Raw genomic sequence first — 24,458 nt, 5'->3', positions numbered from 1 at the left:
AGAGAGCGGCGCAAGGTCATATTCCTGACACCCGAGACGCCGCATGGTCGGCGGCACGCGGGTCAACAGAAGGTCTCCGGCCTCATCGGCCCCAATGGAGACCCCCGTGACACGATCCTCTCAGCCCACCGGACCCCGATCCGACTTTCTCCGCACCCTGACCGAGCGCGGTTTCCTGCATCAATGTACCGACTTGGAAGCACTCGACAGCTGGCTTTGTTCGGGAGCCGGCACAGCCTATAACGGCTTCGATCTCACCGCCGACAGCCTGCATGTCGGGCATCTCATTCCGATCATGATGCTCCGCTGGTTCCAGAAGACTGGTAACAAACCCATCGCGTTGCTGGGTGGTGCGACAAGTCGGCTGGGCGATCCGAGTTTGCGCGACACGTCACGCCCCCTTCTCAGCGAAGAGCAGATCATGAAAAACCTGCTCGGCATCCGGCGTGTCTTCGAGCGGTTCCTCGCTTTCGGGGATGGCCCGGCCGATGCGGTGATGGTCAACAATGCCGATTGGTTGGGCAGGCTCAACTACCTCGACTTCCTGCGCGATGTCGGACCGCATTTTTCAGTCAACCGGATGCTGACATCGGAGAGCGTGCGCCAACGGTTGGAGCGGGAGCAATCGCTGTCATTGCTGGAATTCAACTACATGGTCATGCAGGCCTACGACTTTCATGTGCTCGCAGAAAGCCGCGGCTGCCTGCTTCAGCTTGGTGGTTCCGACCAATGGGGCAACATCGTCAGCGGCGTCGAATTTGGGCGGCGGATCGGTGGACGCGCCTTGTTTGGATTGACCGCTCCGCTGCTGACGACATCGTCGGGCGCGAAGATGGGCAAAAGCGTTTCGGGGGCGGTCTGGCTGAACGCCGACCGGTTGTCGCCCTATGAATTCTGGCAATTCTGGAGAAACACCGGGGATGCCGATGTAGGTCGTTTTCTCAGGCTGTTCACCGAGTTGCCGTTAAGTGAAATTGCCCGCCTTGACGTGCTTCGGGATTCCGAGATCAACGAAGCGAAAAAGATACTTGCCGACGAGATCACCAGCCTGTGCCACGGGACGGATGCGGCAGCGCAAGCTTCCGAAACCTCCCGGCGTACCTTCGAAGAAGGTGAGGTGCCGGTCGGCCTCCCGACCGTCAGGTTCGCGGATAGCCTTCGCAGCACCTTTCCGCTCGCTGATGCGATGGTCATTGCCGGGCTCGCCAAGTCGAAAAGCGAAGCACGTCGATTGATCGCCGGCGGCGGTGTGCGGGTGAACGGCGGCAGCGTAAACGACGAGGCAATGCAGCTTGGTCACTCCGATGTCCAGGACGGCGTCATCCGGCTGTCCGTCGGCAAGAAGCGACACGTCCTCCTTCAATCGGCGGTGGCGCCGCCATGCTGACAGGGGCTGTCAGCATGGTGGTCGACAATGCTGAAGCCGCGGGTTTCCGAGCCAGTCGCCATTTCGTTGGAATGTCCAGCTATCCCACGGGGGATAGTTGGACTTCAATCCCGCCAATCGGAGCAGAGCCCCGAGATGAAGCCGCACCATCGTATTTTCTTCATTCAGTTTGCCGTGGCCCTTTCCGTGGGGGCGTTTCTTTCGCGGCTGCCTGACATTCAGCTCAAGTTTAGCCTGAGCGAAGGAGAGCTGGGCCTTTTGCTCGCCACCATGTCCCTCGGGGTTCTCTGCGGGTTGACGTTCTCGGCGAGGCTCATCGAGAGGCTTGGTGCGCGCACAACGGCCTTCGTCACCGTCTTCGGTGTGACGTTGTTTTATGCGCTGATCCCCTGGATGCCTTCAGTTTCCCTGGCGATGCCTTTGTTCTTTGTTGCCGGCATTTTCGCCGGCGCATTCGAGATCAACGCAAATCTCGAAACCGATCGCCATGAGGCGCTGCTCGGCTACCGCATCATGAGCCGGGCTCACGGCATGTGGAGCCTCGGCTTCTGCATCACCGCCCTTGTTGCCGCCGGTATGCGGCAGGCCGCCGTCTCCATCGAACTGCATAGCTTCATCGTCCTCGTGACGGTCTTGATTGCCGGGTCGATCGTTTTCTCCGGGATCGAGAATGCGCCCCGGCGGCATGACGCTCACCCCGGCGATGCTCCGCTCGTCGCTTTTCCCACGATCGGGCTGCTTCCCCTTTGCCTCATAGGCGCTGCTCCGCTTCTCGCCGAGGGCGCGAGCGTCGATTGGTCGGCGATCTATATGCGCGACGTATTTGCGGTCGAACCATTTGTCGGCGGGCTCAGCGTGGCCATTTTCTCCTCGTTCATCGCCATCGGACGGCTCGGCATGGACTCTGTGATCGACCGCTTCAATCCACGCCCCGTCGCAATAACCCTCCTCGGGATCGCGGCCATCGGCCTTGTCTTGGTTGCGACGGCGGCACAGCCTGTCGTCGCCCTCGCGGGCTTTGGCCTGACGGGGATCGGCTGCTCATCGGTCTATCCGCTTGCCATCTCGGCCGCGGCTCGGTGCACGGACCGACCCGCATCGGTCAGCGTTGCAGCGCTCGGGCAGACGACGTTTCTCGTGTTTTTCGCTGGGCCGCCATTGCTCGGTTTCGTTGCCGAACACTTCGGTATCCGCTTTTCGTACTGGGTGGTCGTCCCCGTCATTGCCGCTGCACTCCTCGTCACCAAGGCGCTCATCGCTGCTCCTGCCCCGATCGCAGGGCGGCCCGAACCGGTACAACCACAGGGTTGATACGCCGCGCCGCCCGTCCGTTCTCCCAAGGTCGCGCATATTCGCAATCGGCAGGGGGCGACCACCGATTTGCGCTGTCGAATAGGGTGAGCGCAATGTATTGCCGGTGACGTCTAAGTATTACTGATGGCCGTCGTAAATATAGCTCGTATAGGTGATGGCCCGAGGCAGTGCAGGATCGTCAACTCTTGGTGAATGGTCTTGCCACTCAAGCACTTGCGGGCGCGGTCCATCTCCTCTGCGTACACCTGGCCTGGACGGCCTATGTCAGCCTTTCGAGCTTGCAAAATAAGGGTTCTACGAGTTCGTCGATCGTCGCGTTCGGCCGCAACGAGAGGTGGCCAGCGCCGATCCGTGCCTCTCTTTGGACAAATTCCCGCCGCCAAAATGCCAGTATTAGTTGTTTCTAATTCACGCCATAATTCGCATATACGTTGCTGCGCCTGTTTTATTCTTCGCCACATTTCGGAATTTCAACATTATACAAACAATGGTGGGTAACTATGAAGGTTATTCTCGTCATCGTCCTCACGGCGCTTGCCGTGCCCTGTGAGGCGGATATGCTCGGCACGGCGTCCAAGTACAAAAGCATGCATGAACGCTCCATCTCCTTCCTTAGCATCAATCCGCGCAGGGTATCGTGGTGCGGGGCGTTCCTGGCCTTTGTCGCCAAACGATCTTCAAGGGAGCCGCCGCCCAACCCCAACATGGCGGCGTCCTGGAAGAAGTTCGGCAAGCCGGTCGGCGTCCGCTCCGCCAGGCGAGGGGATGTCGTGGTGATCCGCACCGGCCGGCGCTTTCATGTCAGCCTGTTCGATCACATCGACCAGCGCCGGCAATATGTCTATCTCTTCGGCGGCAACCAATCCAACCGGGTGCAGCTGTCGCGCTATCGTGCCAGTTCGGTGGTTGCCGTGCGACGATAAAGCCGGTTCCAAACCTCAATGGCGGCGGGAAAACAGGTCCTATGCCTTGCGTGCCCTGATATGCAGGAAGATCGGCGCGACGCGGGTGTCGGCGACGACGGGTTCGGCCTGCGCCACCACGGCTGAGGCCATCGGCTCGCCGAAGGCCTCGATCGTAAGCCCCGCTTCGACGATCATCGACACCCAGGTCGACAGCGTGCGGTGAAAGCGCGGAACGGAAAACGGCGTCAGCGCCGCCCGTTCCGCTTGCGGTATCGAGGAAAAGATCCAACGGTCGATCCGGCCGTCGCTCTCGTCGAAATAGTCGGCGATCTCTACCGCGACGGGCTCGCCGGCCTCATTGCGGATGTTACGGCGCGTCGGCGGCACGAAGCAGGGATGTAGGATCGAAAACTGCAGGAAGCCGCCGGGCTTCAGAATGCGGTGGATGCCCTTCAGCACCTCGCGCTGATCAGCCATGTCCATCATCGACATGAAGGCGGTGACGAAATCGAAGCTCGCTTCCGGGAAATCGATGCTCTGGCCGTCGCCGAGCACATAGTCGATGCCGAGCGGCGCGTCTGCCTCGCTCTCGCGGGCATAACGAATGAAGGTCGGGGCGATGTCGAGGCCGGTCACGCGGGCGCCGAGCCGGGCGACCGCGCGGGTATTGGAGCCTTCGCCGCAGCCGAGGTCGAGACCTCTCAGGCCGCCGACCGACGGCAGCATCTCCAGAAAGGCCGGCGTGTTAAGCGCATCGCGATACTTGTCGTAGCCCGCCCTGGAATAGATCGTCCAGGTCTCGGCATTGCTCTCCCAATGGACGGCGACATCATTGGCTTTCATGGCTCTTCCTCCTTGCGCAATCGGAACGGGCGGGGAGCTATAAGAGCAGACGGGCTATCGCCTCAACCCAGAAGAGAAGAAATGTGTCAATAACTGATGCGTTGTATCATCAGTGCGTCAGGGATTGGATCCTGTCGTAGCGGACCGTGTACTCGTCGGCCGTGCCCTCGTCATAGACCTTCGCCAACGTGGCCCGGAGGTCAGGCGAATAGAGCACGCTCAAGATGTCGACCTGCTCGTCGCCTCTCTTGGTCACTTGCTTGATCCTGAACACCTTGTATTTGCATTCGCCGAGACTGAAGCTCTCCTGTCCGGCGACGGTCAATTCCAGGCTCCAGCGCGTATCCGCCCGCTCGTCCGGGCCAAGCGGTAAGAAAGTGACGTTGGTTCGAGCGCCTTTCTTCAGCGGAGCGATGCGGCTCAGATCGGAGAGCGGGTGCATCGCATATTGTTCGTTTTTGCTGAAGCGGGCCAGATCGAACAGACCTGCAAAGGAAAACACCGTCTGCTGCTGTGAACCGCCGAAATGATTGACAGTCTTGACGATCTGCCCTTCCGCCTTGTGGAACTCGCTCCGTGCGCCGGTATTTTCCAGCACAAAACCCTTGGTGGCGGTGTCAGCAGACGGACAATCGGCTGCGTGAACCGAAACAGGCAGAAGGGCGGCAATGAATAATGAAGCAAGGCGATTCTTAAACATGGTTCTCGTTTCCGATAAGACTGGACCGATCTCGTTTGATCGCCTGGAAATACTGGAACCCGCGGGGCCTGTCATGAGCTTCATTCTTGCGACAGGAACTATTCCACATTTGCGTTAATGGCCGGGGCTTCTCGCGGACAGTTTCATTTGGGATGCGCGGCCGGCCACAGCACCATTCTGTGCGCGGGCGAACCAGGGGAGCTGATGCATCATTCTCAGCTGACACTCTTGAAGGCGGCGATGATGCTTTCTGCGGCGAGTTGCGCCTGATCTGATGTCGTCTGGAAATTGGTGACGGAGAGACGCAGGATGTCGCGGCCGCGCCATTTGGCGCCGCCTGCGAAGATCATGCCGTCCGCCTTGATCTTTTCGATGGTCTTTCGCGTGAGCGCGTCGCCTTCTTCGGAGGGCAGGTCGGTATCGAAGCGGATGACGAGCTGGTTCAGGGCCACCTCGTTCAGAATGGCGATGCCGGGCTCGCGTGCGAGCCGATCGGCGATCAGCTGCGCCGAGGCGCAGCACTGGTCGATGAGGGCGGTTACACCCTCGCGGCCGAGATGTTTCAGCATCGCCCAAGTGGCAAAGCCGCGCGCCCTTCGCGAAAGCTCGGGCACGTAATGAGAAGGATCGCGCTCGCCTTCGCCAGCGAGCGGCAGATAGCTTGCGGCGATCGTCATGGCGCGGCGATGGGCGAGTTCGTCGCGGACGATCGCATAGCCGCAATCATAGGGCGTCTGCAGCCATTTGTGGCCGTCGGTCGCCCAGCTGTCGGCCGCTTCGATGCCGCGGCTGAGGTGGCTGGTTTTCACCGACGTCTGCGCCCAGAGGCCGAAGGCGCCGTCGACATGCACCCAGGCGCCTTTCGCCTTCAACAGCGGGATGATGGCGGCGAAATCGTCGAAGGCGCCAGTATTGATCTGCCCCGCCTGGAGAATGGCGATGAGGGGACCGGAGACGGTATCGAGTGTGCCGGTCAGCGCGACCGGGTCTATCCGGCCTACTGGATCGGTGCGCACGCGCAACACGCGATCGTGCCCGAGGCCGAGAAATTGCAGTGCGGAGAAGACCGTCGTATGGGCGTCGTCGCCGATCAGCACGGTGATCTCAGGCGCGCCGAACAGGCCGCTCGCATCGGCATCCCAGCCCGCCCGGCGCAGCACCTCGCCGCGGGCGGCGGCAAGGCAGGTGAAGTTCGCCACTGTCGCCCCGGTGACGAAGCCGACCGAGCTTTCGGCCGGCAGCTTCAGGAGATCGAGGAGCCATCTCGCCGCGATGGTCTCGACTGCAGCCGCGGCCGGGGCGGCGGCATGGTTTCCGGCGTTCTGGCCCCAGGCGCTGGTGAGGAAATCGGCCGCGACGCCGACCGGATGGGAGCCGCCGATGACCCAGCCGAAGAAGCGCGGGCCCGTGGTTGCGTGCAGCCCGGGTTCGGCGTCACTCGCCAGCTGCCTGATGACATTGAGCATATCGCAACCGGCTGCCGGCAGCGGTTCGTCGAAGCGGGCAAGCGAGGCTGCGTAATCGTGGGCAGGCACATGGCGGGCAGGCCCTGCCCGCCGGAACCCCGCAGCAAGCCGGGCGGCTTCCTGAAACAGAGACTCAATTGCCGACATAACCTCCCCCTGCCGCCGATCCTGGAGAGGCCGCCCCCGAAGGCAGGCTGCCGGCGCCATGCAATTTAGCCCATATCGCCAGCTCTGTCTTCGCCCAGGAGACCCGGGCTTGGGATCCAGAGTGCTTTCTCGTCCTTGCCGAGGCTCAAGATAAGTTGAGCATCCAGAGAGGGGCTTCCTAAATATCTACAATACTTACTCTATTACGTGCTGTCCATTTTTGAAATTTGATGGCTATGCTTGAAAGTGATTGCCTTCGTCTCAAGTATCGTTCAATAATGCTGAAATATCGTTTGCACCATTGTCAAGTTGGTGCTGCCAACTAGCGAGGGATATGCACTGAAATATTTCCTTCTCTACGCGCTGACATGCACGTTGGTCGGGATAGTTCTTCTCGTCATCATCCATGAAGTTGTATCGTTCAAGATCGACAAGCCAACTGATGAGCCAGCGGGCGAACCAACCGAACAATCGGCGGCCGGGCCAACCGGGGAACCGGTGAACGGGCCGACAACCGATCAATCTGCCGTCCAGCCAGCCGATCCGTTGGTGGTTCGGTCGACGAGGCAGCCTGTCGACGGGCCAACCGATAAACCAGCGGTCGGCCCAACCGGCGAACCGGCCGCGCCCCCAACCGATCAAACAGTCGTCGACCCACCCCGTGAACCGGCCGTCCGCAAGGGCGGCCGGCTGAGGAGTCCGGCGCAGTGATCGGCGCTTGAGACGATCGCCACAGGCTGAGGTATGAAGCTTTCAACGCCGGTTGCATCGGCTGAGCCCATTTGTATTGACTGTACCTCTCATCTCGAAGGAGGTTCCGATGGATGGAAGCGGCACGGCGATCAGGCATATCAGGGCAGACGAGGTGGAGGCTTTCCGGCGCATCCGTCTGGAAGCGCTTCGCACCGAACCGTCCCTCTTTGCAAGCCGCTACGAAGACTGGGAGGTTCTTTCTCTCGAGGAGTGGCGCAATCGCCTGAACGAGCCGGTTTTCATCGCGTTTCAGGGCGATGAACCCGTCGGCATAACCGGCCTGCTTCGCCAGCGGTCGAGCAAGATGGCCCATCGCGCAACGATCATCATGGTCTATGTCAGAAGGAGCCTGCGCGGAACGGGCCTTGCCAGCAGGCTGCTCAGTGCGGTTGCCGATCACGCCCGCGATATCGGCATCCTGCAGCTGGAACTCTTCGTCAGCGCTGAGAACCCGGCGGCAATACGGTTCTACCAGCGGGAAGGCTTCTCCGAAATCGGCAGGATTCCCGGCGGGGTTCTGGAGGAGGGCAGGGAGATCGACGACGTCATGATGGCGCGCCGTCTGGTCGATTAAGTCTCCGGCGCATATCGGTTTGCTGACCTCTTGACCTCAAGCGGGGTTGGGGTTGCAGGGTGCCGGCATGAACCGGAGGTTTGGGGATGGCGAAAATCCTGAGAGACGAAGATCTGGTCGATGGCGCGTTGATGACGGTCGCGATCGATGCGCTCGAGACCGCTTTTCTCGCGAGAGCCGGCAATCGGCTGATCTCTCCGCCCCGGCATCATGTCTCGTTTGCCGATCGCGGCGATCTCGTCTTCACCGTCGGCGGCATCCTCGGCGACAAACCGCTCGCGGGCTTTCGGGCCTATGAAACATTCGAGGGGGTGGAGCATTCGCAGATCGTGGCGGTATGGTCGGCCGACGACGCCAGGCTCAAAGGTATCGTTCTCGGAGAGCGTCTCGGCAATCTCAGGACCGGTGCGATCGGAGGTCTCGCCATCCGTCACCTCAGCGCGCCGGATGCCAGGACCGTGGGGATACTCGGCAGCGGAGCGCAAGCGCGAACCCAGCTTGCCGCAGCCGCCGCGGTTCGAAAACTGGATCGCGCCCGCGTCTATAGCCGCGACGAGGAAAAGCGTACGGCTTTCGCAAGCGAGATGCAGCACGCCTTGGATATTGAGGTGGAGGTTGCCGGCAGCGCCATCGAAGCCGTCGATGATGCCGATATCGTCATCTGCGCGACAACGAGCCAAACGCCTGTCGTTCATGCTGGAGATTTGAAGCCCGGTGCGCACGTCAACACCGTCGGCCCGAAAACGTATCGGGGATACGAACTCGGCCTGGATATCGCCGATGCGGCAGCCGTGATCGCGACGGATTCTCCGGAGCAGACGCGCGCCTATGCGTCGCCGTTTTTCCTTGCCGGCTCGGGCAACGACAGTCGCATGGTCGACCTTGCCGATATCATTGCCGGGAAAGCGACGGGGCGGAGATCACCTGAGGATACGACGCTGTTTTGCTCAGTGGGACTGGCCGGAACCGAAGTGGTCGTCGCTTCGGCAATCCTCGATATGCTGTGAGCTTGTTTCCCTTATTGACGCCAGCCCCAGCGCATCCCTCATGCCGTATTCGCCGGGTGCGCGTCCCGCGATCCAGCGGGCGGCGGCAAGCGCGCCGCGGGCGAACATGCCGCGATCGAGAGCCGAATGCGAGAGCGTCACGACTTCCTCGGCGGCGGCAAACATCACGCTGTGTTCTCCGACGATCCCGCCGGCGCGCAACACGGCGAAACCGATCTCGCCGGGCGGCCGCTCGCCGGTGATGCCGTCACGGCCGCGCCGCTCGACGGATGCGAGAGAAACGCCGCGGCCCTCGGCGGCTGCTTCACCAAGCATCAGCGCCGTGCCGGAGGGCGCGTCGATCTTCCTGTTGTGATGGGCTTCGAGGATTTCGATATCCCACTCATGCGCAGGAAGGGCGCGGGCGGTTTGGGCGACCAGACCGATCAGCATGTTGACGCCGATGGAGAAATTGCCGGAGCGCAGGATCGGAATCGTGCGGGCGGCCTCGGCGATCCGTTCCAGTTCATCTGGCTCGAAACCTGTCGCCCCGATTACCAAGGCCGGTCCACCGGCCGAAGCACACAAGCCGGCAAGTTCGGCCGCAGCGCTTCCCGTCGTGAAATCCAGGATCACGTCGGCCGCTCCGATCGCGGCCGAACGATCGATCAGCCCGGCACCCATAGAGCCCTCACGGCCAATGCCGCCGACGAACGCAAAAGCCGGATCGGCCGCCAGCAGTGGCAGGATGGCACGACCCATGCGGCCCCTCGCGCCGGCGACGGCTATTTTGATTGGTGAGATCACGGTCTTTCCTTGGCTCTCGATATTCCGGCCGAACGGCTATTTACAGCCAGCATTCGCGCCGGAGAAGGGGACCCGCAACTACCGCACTTGCGCTCGCGGCGCAAAGCGGGATCTCTGGCAGGTCATGTGATGCTTACCAATTGCCTGGGTCGGCGGTGTGATCGATGCTGGCGAATTCATCGGCCTTTTCGCGGTCCAGCTTCACCTCCGCGGTGGCGTTCGTCTCGTCGGTGACCGCGTAGCGATCGGGGACCGGTCCCCTCGACAGTTCCTGATAGAGGAGCAGGGCGGCCTCCTCGGCGGTGTCAGCCTCGATCTCCCGCGTAATAGTGACAGTGAACTTGTGCATGGCTTCGAGCCTTTCGATCGTCGTGCAGGCGTATGCGTAGATAGCCCATTCTGACACGAGTTTTGTGTCGAAGACAGAAAAAGCGCGTCGTTTAGAATTTGATTCATGCGACGGTCGCAGGTCTTTGTTTTTATGAATGTCGTGGTGCTAAGTATCGGCCGACGCGCTTACCAGACTGAACTCACCGTCGCAAAGACGATAAAACCCATCTTGGGGAACGGGCAATTCCAGCATTTCCCGCTTCGAAAGGCCGGAATATACGCCACGTACCAATCGGCCAAACAGCCCGTGAGAAATCGCAATTGTCGGTTCATATATGCCTGAGATCCAGTTCTTTGCTCGCGCACAGGCGGCATCGAAGCTCTCCCCGTCTGGAGATCTGAAATACCAATCAAAAGCGTCGGACCTGTCCAGCATTCCTGGAAACTCGTTGTCGATCTCGAACTTGGTCATGCCGTCCCAAGAACCGACGGTCACCTCCATGAGCCGCGATTCCGGACGAGCGGCCAGCGGCAATACCCGTTCGATGCGAGCCGCGGTCTCCTGCGTTCTGCCGAGAGGGCTGACGTGAAGCTGGAACGATCGCTCACTGCCTGCAATTTCCTTCTTCAAAAGCTTCGCCATTTGTTCGGCCTGTTCGATACCGCGCGCTGTAAGTGGTGAATCTTTTTGGCCCTGGAACCGACCCAAGGTGTTCCAAATGGTCTCGCCGTGGCGAAGCAGGTAAATCACTTGTGTTGTCCTAAAAGAATGCCAAAAGGCTGGTTCAGCGGCCAAGTGATGCGACAGATCAATAATGACCGCAACTGCTCCGATCCATATGTGCCAAGTCTTCTGCTGTCGGCCGAAGCGGGTACTTCGACCATTTTAGCAGCGCTCGGCAGTTGCCCGCGGGAAATCGCTGCCGTGGGCTGGAGAAAGACGGCTTGCCTCTTATTTCAGTTGGAAATGCGAAACGAGGAGCGAGAGAGCACACAATGGCAAAGAACACGATCTGCGTATGGTACGACAAGGATGCTGAGGCTGCCGCCCGCTTCTATGCTGCGACTTTTCCCGACAGTACCGTGGACGCCGTTATTCGTGCACCGGGAGATTATCCCGAGGGTAAGCAGGGAGATGTGCTGGTTGTCGAGTTCACCGTTGCGGGGATTCCCTGCATCGGGTTGAACGGCGGTCCCGCGATCAAACACAACGAGGCCTTCTCCTTTCAGATCGCGACCGACGATCAGGAGGAAACCGATCGCTACTGGAACGCCATCGTCGGCAATGGCGGCCAGGAAAGTGCGTGCGGCTGGTGCAAAGACAAATGGGGGGTGTCCTGGCAGATCACGCCGCGCGTCCTCTCCGAAGCGCTCTCGGCAGGCGGTGGCCAGGCAAAGCGTGCTTTTGACGCGATGATGACCATGAGGAAGATCGACATCGCAGCGATCGAGGCGGCGCGGCGCGGCTGAGAAGCCTATCGCGGAACGATCTTTCGTCAGAGCGCTGCGTCTGGTGCGACCCGGCCGGGTAGCGATTTTCGCAATCGGCCGGTCGACACGAGACAGGCTGTCAGAACCAGAGGTCGCGCACGCAGCGCCCTTTGGAAGGAAGGTCTTCAAACGTATCAAGGCCGTCGAAATGATCGATCGGCAGGTCCTGAACGAGATCGGCCGGCGCAAGCCGCATGTTGACGGCCATGCGCCGGCGGCCATCCTTTCGAAGCCGCAGGCCGCGCCAGCTCAAGACACAGGCGCAGGATGGGCAGAATAATATTTCTAGAGACGGCTCGTCCCTGTCGGCGCGGGTGTAGGAGGCGGTCTCTCCAGTGAGAGCGATACGCTCTCCTTCGTAATCATAGGCCCACAACGTGCCGTAGCGCCGGCAGAGCGTACAGTTGCACGCGGTGATCGAGCCGGGATCACCTTCGAGTGTCCAGCTCGCCTTGCCGCAATGACATGAGCCCGTCAGCATGATCGCCGGTTCAATCCTGCTCCCTGTTTACGGACGACATCCTGCCGCAATTACGCGATGACCGCAATTGGCGCTTTCAGGCGCCACGTGCTCCTGAAACGGCTTTCACGACACCTTTTGTATCGGGCGTTTTCTGAAATTTCTAATTGAGATCGCGGCCGGAAGATGATTTTCTGCGACCCAGCGTAGCTGAGTCCACGCCTCCTCCCGATTTTTTGATCCGAGTGGCCCATGTCGATTTCAGATGCGATCTATCGTCCCTTCGAAACCTTGATCCGGCCGCTCGATATCCCCTACCGGCCGCTGCCCACGAAGGGACCTGTGGCGGTTCTTTTGCACTTCATCGCGATGTTTCGAGGCGTCATCATCGCTATGGCGGCGAGCTCGATGGCCATCGAAGCAATCAATCTTACGATCATCTGGGGGCTTTCGGTCATTGTCGACGGAGTGACGACGCAGGGTGTCGAACTCTTCGTCGACAGCAAGTTCGGGCTGCTGGCAGTCCTTGCCTTTCTGCTTTTTCCGGTGATGCCCGTTCTTTTCTATATCACCAATATTCTCAACTCGCACACGATCGGCATCAGCCTGCCCGTTGCAATTCAATGGCAGGGGCACAAGGCCGTCGAGCGGCAGGATCTCGCCTTCTTCCATGATCTTTTCGCCGGTCAGGTCGCATCAAGGCTCGGTCAGGTCGCCAATGCCGTTCAGCAACAGATCGTGATCGCGTTCCAGACGGCCCCCCGCTTTCTGCTTCAGATCATCGGGTCGGTGGTTCTTCTGCTCGCGCTCTCCTGGCAACTTGCGCTGCCGGTCGTCGTCTGGGTTGCCTTCAACGTGCTCTTCACGATCAAGGTCGTTCCGGACTTTACGGAGCGCGCCCGCCGCTCGGCAAAGCAGAACAGCCTCATCTCCGGTGCCCTGACGGACATCTACGGCAACATCCAGATGGTCAAGCAGTTCGCAGCAGAAGATAGCGAGGCGGGTGCGCTGAGAAAGACCATGTCCAAGGGGGTCGACACGCTTCACCACGAACAGCGCATCTACCGGACAACGGAACTCGTCGTCATCAGCCTCAACATGGTGCTCTGGCTCGTCATGCTCAGCATTGGTTTCTGGGGTCTGTTTGACCGATTCCTGACCGTGGGCGATTTCGTTGCAACGGTGTACATCCTCCAGCGCCTTTCGGCCGGGTCTTTCACCTTCCTGCAAATGGGACAGCAGATCTTCCGCGCGCTTGGCACGATCAAGGATGCCATGCCGGTCATGACGACACCACCCACCATCACCGACCGGCCGGATGCGACCGAATTGACGGTCAGCCGTGGGGAGATCTGTTTCGAGCATATCCGTTTCGCCTACACCTCCGGCAAGCCTGTTATCGATGACCTGTCGCTGACGGTTCGTGCCGGCGAAAAGGTGGGGCTCGTCGGCCTCTCCGGGGCCGGCAAGACGACGCTGGTGAGCCTGCTCTTACGCTTCTACGACATCGCCGACGGCGCGACCCTGATCGACGGGCAGGACATCCGCACGGTCACGCAGGCAAGCCTTCGCCGCGCCATCGGCGTCATCGCGCAGGACGTCGCGCTGCTGCATCGTTCGGTCGGCGACAATATCCGTTACGGCCGGCCGGAGGCGACGACGGACGAGATCGAGAGGGTGGCGAAGATGGCCAGCGCCGATGCCTTCATAGCCGATCTTTCCGATGGCGAAGGCCGCAGGGGCTATGATGCCTTCGTCGGCGACCGCGGCATCAAACTTTCCGGCGGCCAGCGCCAGCGCGTGGCCATCGCCCGCGTTCTCCTGAAGGACGCGCCGATCCTGGTGCTCGACGAGGCGACTTCCGCCCTCGACAGCGAATCCGAAGCCGCCATCCAGGAAAGGCTGAATCTCGTCATGGAGGGAAAGACGGTGATCGCCATCGCCCATCGACTGTCGACCATTGCCAGGATGGACCGGATCGTCGTGCTCGATCACGGGCGCATCGTGGAGGAGGGCAGGCCGGATGAACTGGTCGAACGGGACGGCCTGTTTGCCCGCCTATGGAAACGCCAGACCGGCGGCTTCATTCCCGAAGAGATCGACGAACCCTTGGCGGCCTCGCCTGCTGCCTGACCGAGTGGCCGGCCCTCCCGCATGCCGGAATGAGGTCAGCGAGCCCAGAGCAGGCGGCCGCCGATCAGGATGAGGGCGGCGCCCATCACACGCTCGATGCCGGCCTTGAACCGCAGGAAGCTGGCGGAAACGCGCGGGTTCGAGAAGAAAAAGGCCAGGCCGCAATACCAGAGAGCCGAGAGCAGGAAGCAGGTCAGGGCGATGACGCAATAGAGCCAGACAGGCGCATGTGCCGGGATGACAAGCGCAAAGATGCTTCCGAAGAAAGCCACTGATTTCGGATTGGTCATGCTGACGACGTAAGCACGGCGCATGGCGGAGCGCCATGTGACCTCAGTCGGTCCGGTCGTCTTCAAGGGCTTGGCCGCGCCGCGGATCATCTTCAGGCCCAGCCAGATCAGATACAGCGCGCCGACCACCTGCAACGTCATATGCAGCCAATCGAAATGGGTCAGCAGAAAGCCGAGGCCAGCCATCGCCATGACGGCCCAGGTCAGGGATGCGATCGCAAGCCCGAGACCGGCAAAGAGGCCGGCCGCGCGCGATACCGTCATGCTGGTGTTGGTGACGATGATGAAATTCGGTCCGGGGCTGACGAGGGAGACGACATAGACGCTGATGAGCAATGCGAGTGAATCGATATATTCCATCCGGCCCTTCCAATTTTGAAGTTCGGGAGCCTATGCGAAGCAGGCGGTTTTTGAAAGGCGCGTCATCCTGGACATCATGCAACAGGCATCGGACCGGCAGTGAACGATCGACTGACAGGATCCTCGGCCAGCCAGGTAGAAGCCGGCTTTTCCTTGCGTTACTCGACAAGCCCGAAGATAGGGCCGTAGCCGCCGTGCCAGGACCAGTCGTTGTAGCCCATGTCCGGATTGTAAAGTCCGACCCCACGTCCGCCATCGAGAAACAAGGCGTCCGGGCATTTCAGATGGTCGCGGAAGAGCCGTGCGAAATCGTGGAAATTCACCCCGTCTTTGCTGATCGCGAAACGAACCGTGCCGCGCTCGCAGGCTCCGACACCGCTGCGGCGGGTTCGGTCCGTCGAGCCGACGATGAAGATCGGGTTCAGCTTGTCGGCGATAACAAGCATCGGGCCGGACTGGGTGGCGAACCGCACCTTGGGCCGACGCTTCAGAAATTCAGCGGTCGGGAGTATCCCGGCGCCTGCTTCACTCAGAAAGAACACGCCGTTCGGCTTCTTGTAGAAATTCGGCACCTGACCGGCGGAGCTTTCGGCTGGCGTCGTATTGGCGGAGTTCAATTCCCTGCTGTTCTCGACATAAAGTCCCATCGGCGAAAAATCGGCCCGATACATCCCGGCATTGACGGCGAAAACCAGGGTTCGCCCCTCGGCGCGAACAGCTTCGGCAAGGCTTGAAAAAGCGCGGTATGGCGCGCCATCGTCATTCTTCCAGAACAATCGCAGATCGGCTTTGCCCGGTTCCAGCGTGCAGACGACATATTTTGCTTCTTCGAAGGTTTGCTGCTCGCATGGTTGCGCATACGCCTGATGGAGGGATGTCATCGTTGCCGCCAGCGTCACGACCGCGGCGAGCACGCCATGTTTGAAGTAGGTCATCGGTGCTAACGTCCTCGAGCTGCTTACCATGTGCCTGAAAACGCCGTGCAGGCGAGCAGCACCCCCGTCAGGATATTCGCCAGGAACAAGCGATAATTCACGTCCGGGCGGGCAAGGTCGATCCGCCGGGTCTGCCAGCCAAGATGGACAGCGATCACCAGCATTCCGATCGCATAAGGCGGTGACATTTCCAACAGCCAGCCCCCGAGCGACCACGCGCCGGCCGCCAAGGCATAGAACAGGCCGATCAAGATCTTGCCATGCCGGCCGAACAGGATTGCCGTCGATTTCAGGCCGAGACGGGTGTCGTCCTTCAGATCGACATAGGCATAGACGGTATCATAGCCGATCTGCCAGGCGATGGCGCCGGCCCACATGAGCATGGCACCAACCGGGATGTGGCCCGCAGCCTCGGCCCATGCCATCAGCATTCCCCAATTGAACGATGCACCCAGGACGGCCTGCGGCCAGTGGGTGAAACGTTTGCAGAGCGGATAGACGAAGACGAGCGGCAGCACACATATCGCAATGAGGCGTGTGTAAGGCGTCAGGAAGAACAGAAGCAAAGCCGCCAGTGCGAGTTCAACGGCCAGGAAAACAAAGGCCGGCAGCGTGGCAATCTCTCCGCTTGCCAAGGGCCGAAAGCGGGTCCGCTCGACATGGCCGTCAAACTTCCGATCGGCGATGTCGTTGATCGTGGAACCGGCGCTTCTCATCAGAAGAGCGCCGAGAGAAAAGACCGCCAATTGCCTGAGGTCGGGGAGGCCGCTCGATGCCTGAATGAGGGCGGCCCAGCATGGGAAAAGCGTCAGCCATATCCCGACCGGGCGATCCAGCCGCGCCAACCGCGTATAGGGTCTCCATGTGGCCGGCAAACGGCGATCCACCCAGTCGCCACGATGGATATCGCTGAGATCACCGCGTTCCAAAGTCATCATGATGTGATCCAAATTTCCCGTCGCAGTCATGGGGGTACACCGAGGTTTCATCGCCATCGGCGAAGTGCAGAATAGGAGTTTTTGCAGACACGGCAATCACCGTCTGCTGCGATGATCTTTCGCGATATTGCCTGTAATTGTTCTTGTTATGTTCGTTTGTGCGCGATATGAATTCTGCGTGATCCTGCAGCAGGGAAGGGAAGGTCATGAGCGTTTATGCAACCCTCGGCGCAATCGATTTCGACAAATCGAACGCCTTTTACGATGCCGCTCTGGCAACGATCGGATGGAGCAAACATAAGGAATTTCCCGGATGGCGAGCCTATTCCGAAGGCGGGAAAGGCGAAGGTTTTATTCTGTGGGTCTGCAAGCCCTTCAATGGGGAGCAGGCAAGCGCCGGAAACGGCTCGATGGTTGGTTTCATGGCCCAGTCCCGCGCCGAAGTAGACGCTTTCTACGAAGCTGCGATGAGCAATGGGGGAACGGATGAGGGCACACCTGGTCTACGTCCGCATTACGGGCCGAACTGGTATTCCGCGTACATGCGTGACCCGGCTGGGAACAAGATTGCTGTCGTCTACGACGGCTGAGGTCATCCCGATTTCCGCTCTCCGATGTCTCGGAGAATGTTCATATTTCCCCTAACATGGGGATCGGTACCGCAGGCGTCTGACAGGCAAGAAGCGGCGTTGCGTGTGTTCTTCGAGGCGATCCTACGGATCGCCCCTCAGGATGAGGGAGTTGGAGAATGCCGCCCCGATCCCTACCAGGCGGTACGGGCGGTGCCGAGCGCGGTCGTATGAGAGGATGAGACGTGGGCGACGTTGGCTTTGAGCGACACGACGCAATTTCCCGGAACGCTTAGCTTGTGCAACATCAAGTGTTTCAGCAATGTCTCCGGGTCGCGCTTTTCGGTCAGCGGAAATGTCACAGTCATGCGAGTTCTCCAACGAATAAACTGAGCATCCACAAAAATTAATGTCTAAATTCTTTTGCGATGCAACAAGAAAATTTTAACGATAAAATTAAAATCGATTAATTTTCGAGCTGCTGTTTTTAGATCGTTTGAAATTTGGTTCCTCGCTTCTCCGTGGTTTTGACTGCTTCGGCCCGCCGCGGGGGAAGGTGCCGTCAATGTGGGCATTGAGCTATCGGCCCATCAGGCTGACGTAAGATCGAGCGGTCATCTGCCGTTGCGGGCTGCCCAGCTCTTGAGCCGCAAGCCATTGAGCCTGATGAAGCCTTCGGCATCATGGTGATCGTAAGCGACGGCGCTTTCCTCGAAGGTGACGAGGTCGGAGGAATAGAGTGAGCAAGGGGAGGTGCGAGAGATAACCGAGGCGCTTCCCTTGTAAAGCCTTACCGCCACTTCGCCGCTGACGAAGGCCTGGCTCCGGTCGATCAGGGCCTGCAGCATTTCCCGCTCGGGCGCGAACCAGAAGCCGTTATAGATCAGCTCGGCGTAGCGGGGCATGATCTCATCCTTCAGATGCGCGGCGGCGCGATCGAGCGTGATCGATTCAATGCCGCGATGCGCCGAAAGCAGGATCGTGCCTCCCGGCGTCTCGTATATTCCTCTCGACTTCATGCCGATGAAGCGGTTTTCGACCAGATCGAGCCGCCCGACGCCATGCCGGCCGCCCAGTCCGTTGAGTTCGGTCAGCAATGCGGCCGGTGTCATCGCCGTGCCGTTCAGGGAAACCGGATCCCCTGCCTCGAAACCGATGGTGATGATCTCGGGGGCATCGGGAGCATCGACGGGGTCGACCGTGCGCTGATAGATATAATCGGGCGCGACTTGCGCCGGATCTTCGAGAATCTTGCCTTCGGTCGAGGTGTGCAGCAGATTGGCATCGGTCGAGAATGGCGCCTCGCCGCGTTTGTCGCTTGGCACCGGGATCTGATGATTCTCGGCATATTCGAGAAGCTGGGTGCGGGAGCGGATGTTCCATTGGCGCCAGGGAGCAATGACCTTAAGCGACGGATCGAGCGCATTGACGGCCAGTTCGAACCGGATCTGGTCGTTGCCCTTGCCTGTTGCACCGTGGGCAACGGCATCCGCGCCGACTTCCCGGGCTATGCCGACCAGATGCTTGGCGATCAGTGGCCGGGCGATGGAACTGCCGAGCAGATACTGCCCCTCATAGAGCGTGTTGGCCCGCAGCATCGGAAAGACGAAATCGCGGACGAACTCTTCACGCAGATCGACGATACGGATGTCCTTGACCCCCGACATCGCAGCCTTGGCTCGCGCCGGCTCGAGCTCCTCGCCCTGGCCGAGATCTGCCGTGAACGTCACGACCTCGCACTCATAGACCTCCTGCAACCATTTGAGAATGATCGAGGTATCCAGCCCGCCCGAATAAGCGAGCACGATTTTCTCTATCTTTTTCACCATCAGTCCATCTCCGATTTAATGAGAACAACGATAGGCCAGTTCGCACGCAATGAGCTTTCAAAGCTTCTTCAAAATTGCAAAAGATTGGCATATTCTGCCATTCAGAGAATAGTTGGAGCTATGAAATGCCAGGAACGTTGGACCCGATCGATCGCCATATCCTGCGCGTGCTTCAGCGTGACGGGCGTATTTCGAACGTCGATCTGGCGAGGGAGGTCGGGCTGTCGCCTTCGCCGTGCCTGCGACGGGTGCGGCTGCTGGAAGAGGCCGGGATCATCGATCGCTACGTCGCCGTGCTGGACCCTGCCAAGATCGGGGCTGGGCTGACGGTTTTTGCCCGCGTGTGGTTCAAGACCCAGGACGCCGAGGTGACGCTCCGCTTCGGAGAAGCTGTGAGGCGCTTTCCCGAGGTGATGGAATGCTACCTGACCACAGGGGAATGCGATGCCGTGCTTCGGATCGTCACCGCCGATCTGCACAGCTACTGGCGTTTTCAGGCCGACCACCTGACTCGTATTCCGAGCGTGCTCAGCGTCAAGACCGACGTGCCGATGGAAACGCTGAAGCGGAGCTACGAACTGCCGTTGCGATAGGCGTCGTGGCTCGATCCTTATCCCGGGGCGTTCCGCTTCCTTGTCAGCCAGATGAGGCCTGTGACCAGGAGCAGGATCATTACGGCATGGGTGACGTAATCGAGCCTGGTTTGCGGGCCGACGCCGACGGCGATGGTGAAGGCGCCGACGAGAGTGCCGAGGAGGGCGAAGGACTGGGCCGAGATCGCAGCCGCGCGGCTCCACGGTCGGTCAAGGCTGAGCGCGGTCAGGCCGAGAAGGAGGACGGCTGATATCACTGCTTCGGCAATCATCGCCTGCCGGTGTTCATGGCCTTCGAGGACGAGCCCGGCGTGGGTGAGCGAGGCAACGGCATAAAGACAGGTTTCAACCAGGAAGAGGATCGCGATGGCTGGACGCATGGCATGGCTCCCTGGGGAATGTCGTCTGGGGCGGCTGCAGCGGCGATTGCCGGACTTCCTTTTATCATTGCATGGAGGGCAGACGGCGGACACCGCCGTCTGCGACTTTGTTTGCACTTATGCCTTCAGTGCCGCGGCATAATCTGCCGCGTAAGTCTTCAGCGAACGCGGCGCCTTGCCCGTCAGCGTCTCGACATCGCCGGTCACGGCGGCGGTCCAGCCCTGGCGAACCGGATAGAAGATCGAAGCGAGGAAGCTCGCATAGTCGGCCGGCACGCCAGCGCCGGTGAGAATGCCGACGAAGGCTTCGTCCGTGATGGCGTTGTAAGCAACGGGCTTGCCGATGACGTCGGAAAGGATGACGGCGGCCTCAGCGTAGGACAGGGCTTCCGGCCCAGTCAGGTTGAACGCCCTGTCGTCGAAGGCTGAGGAGGTGAGGGCGGCCACGGCGCTTGCCGCGATGTCGCGGGCGTCGATGAAGCTCGACTTGCCCTCGGCCGCCGGAAGCGCGATCTGGCCATGGTCGATGCCGGCCTTCCAGAAGGTATGAAAATTGTCGGCGAACCAGTTCGGACGCAGGATGACGTAGGGTGTTCCTGATTTCTCCAGGGCGATCTCGACTTGGCGATAGGGGATGGAGTCGTCGGCGTCGACGCCGAAAACGCTCTGGAACACGACCTTTACCTTGCGGCTGGCCGCCGCTTCGATGATGGGCAGCAGCAGACCCTTGGCATCGACATAGCCGGAAGGCAGAAGCACATGGGCGCGGTCGACGCCCTCGAAGGCCGGGCCATGGGTTTCCGGCTTGCCATGGTCGAAGACGACGCCCTCGGCGCCCGCCACGGGCTTGCCCGTGCGGGAAGCGGCCTTGACAGCCTCGCCCTTCGCCAGAAGCCCATCCACCACATGCTTGCCGACGGTACCCGTCGCGCCGAGAACGAGAATCTTGTTGCTCATGTCACTCTCCTTGGTATCTATTGGAAACTATCTTACTATTGGATAGATACAGGTAAATACGGATTGGAAAAGAGAGCACTTTTTTGTTACCTGGTTTCCTCCGGGAAACCGCTTCGGGAAGGGAAAAGCAGATGACGGCGATGCAACAGGCCTACAACGTCTATGAGGACCGCTGCCCGACGCGGCTGGTGCTGGACCGGCTGGCGGACAAATGGGCGCTGCTCATTCTCGACCGGCTGGAAGGCGGGCCGGTGCGTTTCAACCACATCCGCCGCGATATCAAGGGTATATCGCAGAAGGTTCTGGCCCAGACGCTGCGGAAGCTGGAGCGCAACGGGCTGATCTCTCGCACCATCTTTCCGACCGTGCCGGTGACCGTCGAATATGCGCTGACGCCGCTGGGGCGCACCCTGACGGATACCGTTTCCGCTCTTGCCCACTGGGCCGAGAAGAATATGGATGCCATTTTTGCGGCACAACGCGCCTATGACGAAACCCACCCCGTTTGATAGCCTGGCTGCCGCATAATTCAAAGGACGCTGTAGATGGAGTCCGCGATGGAAACGGTAAAGCTCGACCGTCGGTTTGGCCGCGAAGCGTTTGGGAATGATCCTGCCAATTATCACCGCGGGCGGCCGCCTTATCCGCGAGCGACATGGACGGCCTTGCGCGAGCGCGCCGGTCTCAAGGCCGGCATCGACATATTGGAGATCGGCGCCGGTTCAGGGTTGGCGACCAGGACGTTGCTCGGCCACCGGCCGCGCAGGCTCGTTGCCGTCGAGCCTGATGGCCGGCTTGCGGACTACCTTCGCGCCTCGATCGACGACGCGCGTCTTGATATCGTGACGGCTCCTTTCGAGACCGCGGATCTCGAGCCTGCCTCCTTCGATCTCGTCGCCGCTGCGACGGCCTTCCATTGGCTTGACCCGATCAATTCGCTGAAAAAGATCCATGATCTGCTCCGGCCGGGCGGAGCCATCGCCCTGTGGTGGAATGTCTTTGGCGATGCCGGCCGGCCGGATGCCTTCCACGACGAAACCCTTCATCTCTTCGCGAATAGCCCGTCCAGCCCGTCGAGCGGCGATGCCGAACGGCTGCCTCACGGGCTGGACGCCGAGGCCCGTGTCGGGGAACTGGCCGCCACTGGCTTCACTGCCGACGCACCGCAATTTCTCCCGTGGACGCTGACGCTCGATCCGCCAGCCGTTCGCAGGCTTTACGCGACTTTTTCCAACGTGACTGCACTGCCGTCGGTGGAGCGTGGCGCACTGCTCGATGCCCTGGAAGACATCGCCGCATCCAGGTTCGGCGGACACGTCGAACGCATTATGACGACGGCGATCTATACGGCGCGCCGGCATTCTTGACGGGTCGGCGAGAGGATCATTCGACCTGGATGTGAATATGGTCGTCGTGGCGGGCGGCGCGGCAGCCTTGAAAGCGGATATGGCTGTCGGTGAACCCAAGCGTGTTCTTGAGATGCGGCTCGATGAAGATCTTCTGCAGGCCGAAGCGCGCCACGCCTTCGCTGGTCAGCCAGGCGATCGCGGCCGATGTGCGCTGTTCCTCGATGCGATAGGCCGGAAACAGAGGCTGCAGCGCATTGAAGTCCCAACGGGTGGTGAGCCAGTCATGACGCCCTTCGCATGGCAGTTCGTCACCGGGATTCGGTTGCTCGAAGGCGAAATAGCCGATCGGCGAGCGGGTGACGCCATTCAGGAAGGCGCCGTCCGCATCCTTGTAATAATAGGCGAAGTCGAGTTTTTTCCCGTCGGAATGCGACAGATGCGGAAGCAGCGGAAAGCCATTCATGAAGGGAAAATTCGCATCTAGCGCGACGGTGACGGTGCCTGGGAATTGCTTGTCCATATGGACGGCAAGCGCCTTTGCCAGATCGCGCACGTCTGGGGTGACGTAGTTGCGGTTCAGCAGACAATAGATCGGAGAGCGGACCACGAGCCGGTCCGCGGCACTGGCGACACAGGAGAGGGGAACCCGTCCGAACATCGGTGCGGCAAGGTTCGCGGCGAATGTCGCGCCGGCATAACAAATCAGGAAAATCGCAAGCTTCGCCGGAAATCGCCGTATGTCGAAGATGTGGGATGCGGCGAGAGCGATAAGATAGGCGATGCCGCCGATCTCAGTCAGCAACGTCAGGATGAGGGCGATCAGGAGATGAAGGGCAAAACGGAACACTGAGAGGCCTTGCGGAATGTTGCATTTCCATAGGTGAGGGGATGGTGTTGCGCAAGGTGGCGTCAGCCGGCGACCGGCCGGAAAATCTGCTTTTTGAGTGCGCAGAATTGACATGATCAATTACCTGACCTAAGTCAGATAATATGGCTTTCGATCCTGTCTCTCGTGTCCGTCGCTTCAACCGTGCCGTCACCTCCGAAGTCGGCGCTCTCGATACCTCTTTCCTCGGACGTGGCCGCCCTTTGGGCGCAGCTCGCGTTCTCAATGCGATCGGCAAGGGCCAATCGGACGTTGCGATGATCCGCGATTATCTCGGTCTCGACTCGGGTCTGATGAGCCGACTGCTGCGCAGTCTGGAAGAGGAGGGGCTCATCGAGACGGTCGCGAACTCGGAGGATGCGCGCCGCCGTATTGTCCGGCTGACCGAAAGCGGCCGTTCCGAGTTTCGGGCTTATGAAGCGCTTTCCAACGCGCAGGCTCAATCTTTTCTGGCACGCCATCGCCGCCCGGAAGAGCTCCTGCGCGCCATGGATATCGTCGCTTCCTCGCTCAGGCGTGACCACATCATTCTCGAGGAGCAAGATCCTCAACACGAGGACGCCAGATATTGTCTGAGTGAATATTATGGCGAACTTGCACGCCGCTTCGAGAAGGGTTTCGATGTCTCGCTTTCTCGCGATCCCGACGCCAAGGATATGATCCGTCCGCGCGGGGCATTCCTGGTGGCCCTGTCAGATCGTCTGCCGATCGGCTGCGTCGGATTGAAGGGCAGTGATGGCGAGGTGGCGGAGATCAAAAGACTGTGGGTCGCGCCCTCCGCGCGCGGCCTCGGGTTGGCAAAACGCCTGATGACGGCTGCCGAGACCATCGCCCGCGAGTTGTCCGTCAAGATCCTGCGTTTGGATACGAATAGTGCGCTGCCCGAGGCAACACAGCTTTATCGCGGAACCGGCTGGAACGAGATCGACCGTTTCAACGACGACCCGTACCCTGACACTTTCTTTGAAAAACGTCTTTAGCTAAGCAAATTCGATCAAGCTGTGCGCCCGCCTCGCGCTTCGAGACCCGCCGCAGCGTTGCTCCTGCATCTCTCCGGGACGGGTTCGATGGATCGA

Annotated in this window: 28 protein-coding genes; 13 read left to right on the top strand and 15 right to left on the bottom strand. The window is 60.3% G+C overall.

Translation table 11 applies throughout. The features are described 5' to 3' along the window. Positions 1 to 106: 106 nt before the first annotated feature. From tyrS to FHT79_RS05815, 3 genes are all read left to right on the top strand, one after another. Complete coding sequence (tyrS, locus tag FHT79_RS05825) at positions 107 to 1,387, top strand: tyrosine--tRNA ligase (protein ID WP_183903312.1); 1,281 nt, start codon at positions 107 to 109, stop codon at positions 1,385 to 1,387. 135 nt (positions 1,388 to 1,522) lie between these two features. After that, positions 1,523 to 2,698 carry an MFS transporter gene (locus tag FHT79_RS05820; protein WP_028758912.1) on the top strand — a complete coding sequence of 392 codons (1,176 nt, stop codon included), beginning with the start codon at positions 1,523 to 1,525 and terminating at the stop codon, positions 2,696 to 2,698. A gap of 503 nt (positions 2,699 to 3,201) precedes the next feature. Next, entirely contained in the window at positions 3,202 to 3,624 is a 423-nt protein-coding gene (locus FHT79_RS05815; RefSeq protein ID WP_028758913.1) for a TIGR02594 family protein, read from the top strand. A gap of 39 nt (positions 3,625 to 3,663) precedes the next feature. Here FHT79_RS05815 and FHT79_RS05810 read toward each other — a convergent pair whose 3' ends face one another. The 3 genes from FHT79_RS05810 to FHT79_RS05800 form a co-directional block, all read right to left on the bottom strand. After that, a complete protein-coding gene (locus tag FHT79_RS05810; RefSeq protein ID WP_168333150.1) occupies positions 3,664 to 4,449 on the bottom strand; it encodes a class I SAM-dependent methyltransferase in 786 nt (261 codons plus the stop codon). A 109-nt stretch (positions 4,450 to 4,558) separates the two neighbouring features. Beyond that, entirely contained in the window at positions 4,559 to 5,224 is a 666-nt protein-coding gene (locus tag FHT79_RS05805; protein ID WP_246713934.1) for a hypothetical protein, read from the bottom strand. A 140-nt stretch (positions 5,225 to 5,364) separates the two neighbouring features. Next, positions 5,365 to 6,762, bottom strand: a complete 1,398-nt coding sequence (locus FHT79_RS05800) for an aspartate aminotransferase family protein (RefSeq protein WP_183903043.1) — start codon at positions 6,760 to 6,762, stop codon at positions 5,365 to 5,367. Between the two features lie 309 nt (positions 6,763 to 7,071). Between FHT79_RS05800 and FHT79_RS32045 the strand changes: the two genes are divergently transcribed. The 3 genes from FHT79_RS32045 (at position 7,072) to FHT79_RS05790 (ending at position 9,096) form a co-directional block, all read left to right on the top strand. Beyond that, positions 7,072 to 7,473, top strand: coding sequence for a hypothetical protein (locus FHT79_RS32045; RefSeq protein ID WP_028759166.1), 402 nt, complete (start codon positions 7,072 to 7,074; stop codon positions 7,471 to 7,473). Positions 7,474 to 7,582: 109 nt separating this feature from the next. Next, entirely contained in the window at positions 7,583 to 8,089 is a 507-nt protein-coding gene (locus FHT79_RS05795; protein WP_028759167.1) for a GNAT family N-acetyltransferase, read from the top strand. 86 nt (positions 8,090 to 8,175) lie between these two features. Then, positions 8,176 to 9,096 (top strand): NAD(P)-binding domain-containing protein, encoded by a 921-nt coding sequence (locus FHT79_RS05790; RefSeq protein ID WP_028827840.1) that lies wholly within the window; start codon positions 8,176 to 8,178, stop codon positions 9,094 to 9,096. Here FHT79_RS05790 and dapB read toward each other — a convergent pair. The 3 genes from dapB to FHT79_RS05775 all read right to left on the bottom strand — a co-directional run bounded on the left by dapB (position 9,037) and on the right by FHT79_RS05775 (position 10,963). Continuing rightward, complete coding sequence (dapB, locus tag FHT79_RS05785; RefSeq protein ID WP_348649666.1) at positions 9,037 to 9,882, bottom strand: 4-hydroxy-tetrahydrodipicolinate reductase; 846 nt, start codon at positions 9,880 to 9,882, stop codon at positions 9,037 to 9,039. The genes FHT79_RS05790 and dapB overlap by 60 nt on opposite strands. A 133-nt stretch (positions 9,883 to 10,015) precedes the next feature. Continuing rightward, positions 10,016 to 10,231, bottom strand: a complete 216-nt coding sequence (locus FHT79_RS05780) for a hypothetical protein (RefSeq protein ID WP_028758919.1) — start codon at positions 10,229 to 10,231, stop codon at positions 10,016 to 10,018. 147 nt (positions 10,232 to 10,378) lie between these two features. Continuing rightward, on the bottom strand, positions 10,379 to 10,963 hold the full coding sequence (locus tag FHT79_RS05775; RefSeq protein WP_028758918.1) for a histidine phosphatase family protein: 585 nt from the start codon (positions 10,961 to 10,963) through the stop codon (positions 10,379 to 10,381). A gap of 245 nt (positions 10,964 to 11,208) precedes the next feature. On the opposite strand from FHT79_RS05775, the gene FHT79_RS05770 reads away from it, so the two are divergent. Beyond that, positions 11,209 to 11,682, top strand: coding sequence for a VOC family protein (locus tag FHT79_RS05770; RefSeq protein ID WP_018242578.1), 474 nt, complete (start codon positions 11,209 to 11,211; stop codon positions 11,680 to 11,682). Between the two features lie 100 nt (positions 11,683 to 11,782). Here the strand turns inward: FHT79_RS05770 and FHT79_RS05765 are convergent, their stop codons facing one another. Further along, complete coding sequence (locus tag FHT79_RS05765) at positions 11,783 to 12,184, bottom strand: GFA family protein (RefSeq protein ID WP_028827839.1); 402 nt, start codon at positions 12,182 to 12,184, stop codon at positions 11,783 to 11,785. A 231-nt stretch (positions 12,185 to 12,415) separates the two neighbouring features. On the opposite strand from FHT79_RS05765, the gene FHT79_RS05760 reads away from it, so the two are divergent. Then, complete coding sequence (locus FHT79_RS05760; RefSeq protein ID WP_028827838.1) at positions 12,416 to 14,296, top strand: ABC transporter ATP-binding protein; 1,881 nt, start codon at positions 12,416 to 12,418, stop codon at positions 14,294 to 14,296. Positions 14,297 to 14,331: 35 nt separating this feature from the next. On the opposite strand, the gene FHT79_RS05755 is transcribed toward FHT79_RS05760, so the two are convergent. From FHT79_RS05755 to ubiA, 3 genes are all read right to left on the bottom strand, one after another. After that, positions 14,332 to 14,946: a LysE family transporter gene (locus FHT79_RS05755; RefSeq protein ID WP_028758944.1), complete on the bottom strand. Its 615-nt coding sequence runs from the start codon at positions 14,944 to 14,946 to the stop codon at positions 14,332 to 14,334. A gap of 158 nt (positions 14,947 to 15,104) precedes the next feature. Beyond that, positions 15,105 to 15,881 (bottom strand): phosphodiester glycosidase family protein, encoded by a 777-nt coding sequence (locus tag FHT79_RS05750; RefSeq protein WP_028758943.1) that lies wholly within the window; start codon positions 15,879 to 15,881, stop codon positions 15,105 to 15,107. A gap of 23 nt (positions 15,882 to 15,904) precedes the next feature. Next, complete coding sequence (ubiA, locus tag FHT79_RS05745; RefSeq protein WP_028758942.1) at positions 15,905 to 16,819, bottom strand: 4-hydroxybenzoate octaprenyltransferase; 915 nt, start codon at positions 16,817 to 16,819, stop codon at positions 15,905 to 15,907. A gap of 206 nt (positions 16,820 to 17,025) precedes the next feature. Here ubiA and FHT79_RS05740 point away from each other — a divergent pair, with 206 nt between their 5' ends. Continuing rightward, positions 17,026 to 17,409 carry a VOC family protein gene (locus FHT79_RS05740; RefSeq protein WP_028758941.1) on the top strand — a complete coding sequence of 128 codons (384 nt, stop codon included), beginning with the start codon at positions 17,026 to 17,028 and terminating at the stop codon, positions 17,407 to 17,409. Between the two features lie 173 nt (positions 17,410 to 17,582). Here FHT79_RS05740 and FHT79_RS05735 read toward each other — a convergent pair whose 3' ends face one another. Together FHT79_RS05735 and FHT79_RS05730 are read right to left on the bottom strand one after the other, a co-directional pair. Then, on the bottom strand, positions 17,583 to 17,756 hold the full coding sequence (locus FHT79_RS05735) for a hypothetical protein (protein ID WP_168333141.1): 174 nt from the start codon (positions 17,754 to 17,756) through the stop codon (positions 17,583 to 17,585). Between the two features lie 246 nt (positions 17,757 to 18,002). Then, positions 18,003 to 19,214, bottom strand: coding sequence for an argininosuccinate synthase (locus FHT79_RS05730; protein ID WP_049812577.1), 1,212 nt, complete (start codon positions 19,212 to 19,214; stop codon positions 18,003 to 18,005). Positions 19,215 to 19,342: 128 nt separating this feature from the next. On the opposite strand from FHT79_RS05730, the gene FHT79_RS05725 reads away from it, so the two are divergent. After that, a complete protein-coding gene (locus FHT79_RS05725; protein ID WP_028757501.1) occupies positions 19,343 to 19,810 on the top strand; it encodes an Lrp/AsnC family transcriptional regulator in 468 nt (155 codons plus the stop codon). 17 nt (positions 19,811 to 19,827) lie between these two features. Here the strand turns inward: FHT79_RS05725 and FHT79_RS05720 are convergent, their stop codons facing one another. Then, positions 19,828 to 20,190 carry a hypothetical protein gene (locus FHT79_RS05720; protein WP_028757500.1) on the bottom strand — a complete coding sequence of 121 codons (363 nt, stop codon included), beginning with the start codon at positions 20,188 to 20,190 and terminating at the stop codon, positions 19,828 to 19,830. Between the two features lie 117 nt (positions 20,191 to 20,307). Then, entirely contained in the window at positions 20,308 to 21,147 is an 840-nt protein-coding gene (locus FHT79_RS05715; protein ID WP_028757499.1) for an SDR family oxidoreductase, read from the bottom strand. A gap of 131 nt (positions 21,148 to 21,278) precedes the next feature. Between FHT79_RS05715 and FHT79_RS05710 the strand changes: the two genes are divergently transcribed. Beyond that, positions 21,279 to 21,656 (top strand): helix-turn-helix domain-containing protein, encoded by a 378-nt coding sequence (locus tag FHT79_RS05710; RefSeq protein ID WP_028758907.1) that lies wholly within the window; start codon positions 21,279 to 21,281, stop codon positions 21,654 to 21,656. A 48-nt stretch (positions 21,657 to 21,704) separates the two neighbouring features. Continuing rightward, on the top strand, positions 21,705 to 22,514 hold the full coding sequence (locus FHT79_RS05705; protein WP_028758906.1) for a class I SAM-dependent methyltransferase: 810 nt from the start codon (positions 21,705 to 21,707) through the stop codon (positions 22,512 to 22,514). Positions 22,515 to 22,530: 16 nt separating this feature from the next. On the opposite strand, the gene FHT79_RS05700 is transcribed toward FHT79_RS05705, so the two are convergent. After that, positions 22,531 to 23,343, bottom strand: coding sequence for a hypothetical protein (locus FHT79_RS05700; protein ID WP_028758905.1), 813 nt, complete (start codon positions 23,341 to 23,343; stop codon positions 22,531 to 22,533). Positions 23,344 to 23,486: 143 nt separating this feature from the next. Here FHT79_RS05700 and FHT79_RS05695 point away from each other — a divergent pair, with 143 nt between their 5' ends. Then, complete coding sequence (locus tag FHT79_RS05695; protein ID WP_028756390.1) at positions 23,487 to 24,362, top strand: helix-turn-helix domain-containing GNAT family N-acetyltransferase; 876 nt, start codon at positions 23,487 to 23,489, stop codon at positions 24,360 to 24,362. Positions 24,363 to 24,458 lie beyond the last annotated feature (96 nt).

The sequence above is a fragment of the Rhizobium sp. BK212 genome, assembly GCF_014197475.1.
Taxonomy (GTDB): Bacteria; Pseudomonadota; Alphaproteobacteria; order Rhizobiales; family Rhizobiaceae; genus Rhizobium; species Rhizobium anhuiense.
This window is presented reverse-complemented; position numbering and strand designations above follow the sequence as displayed.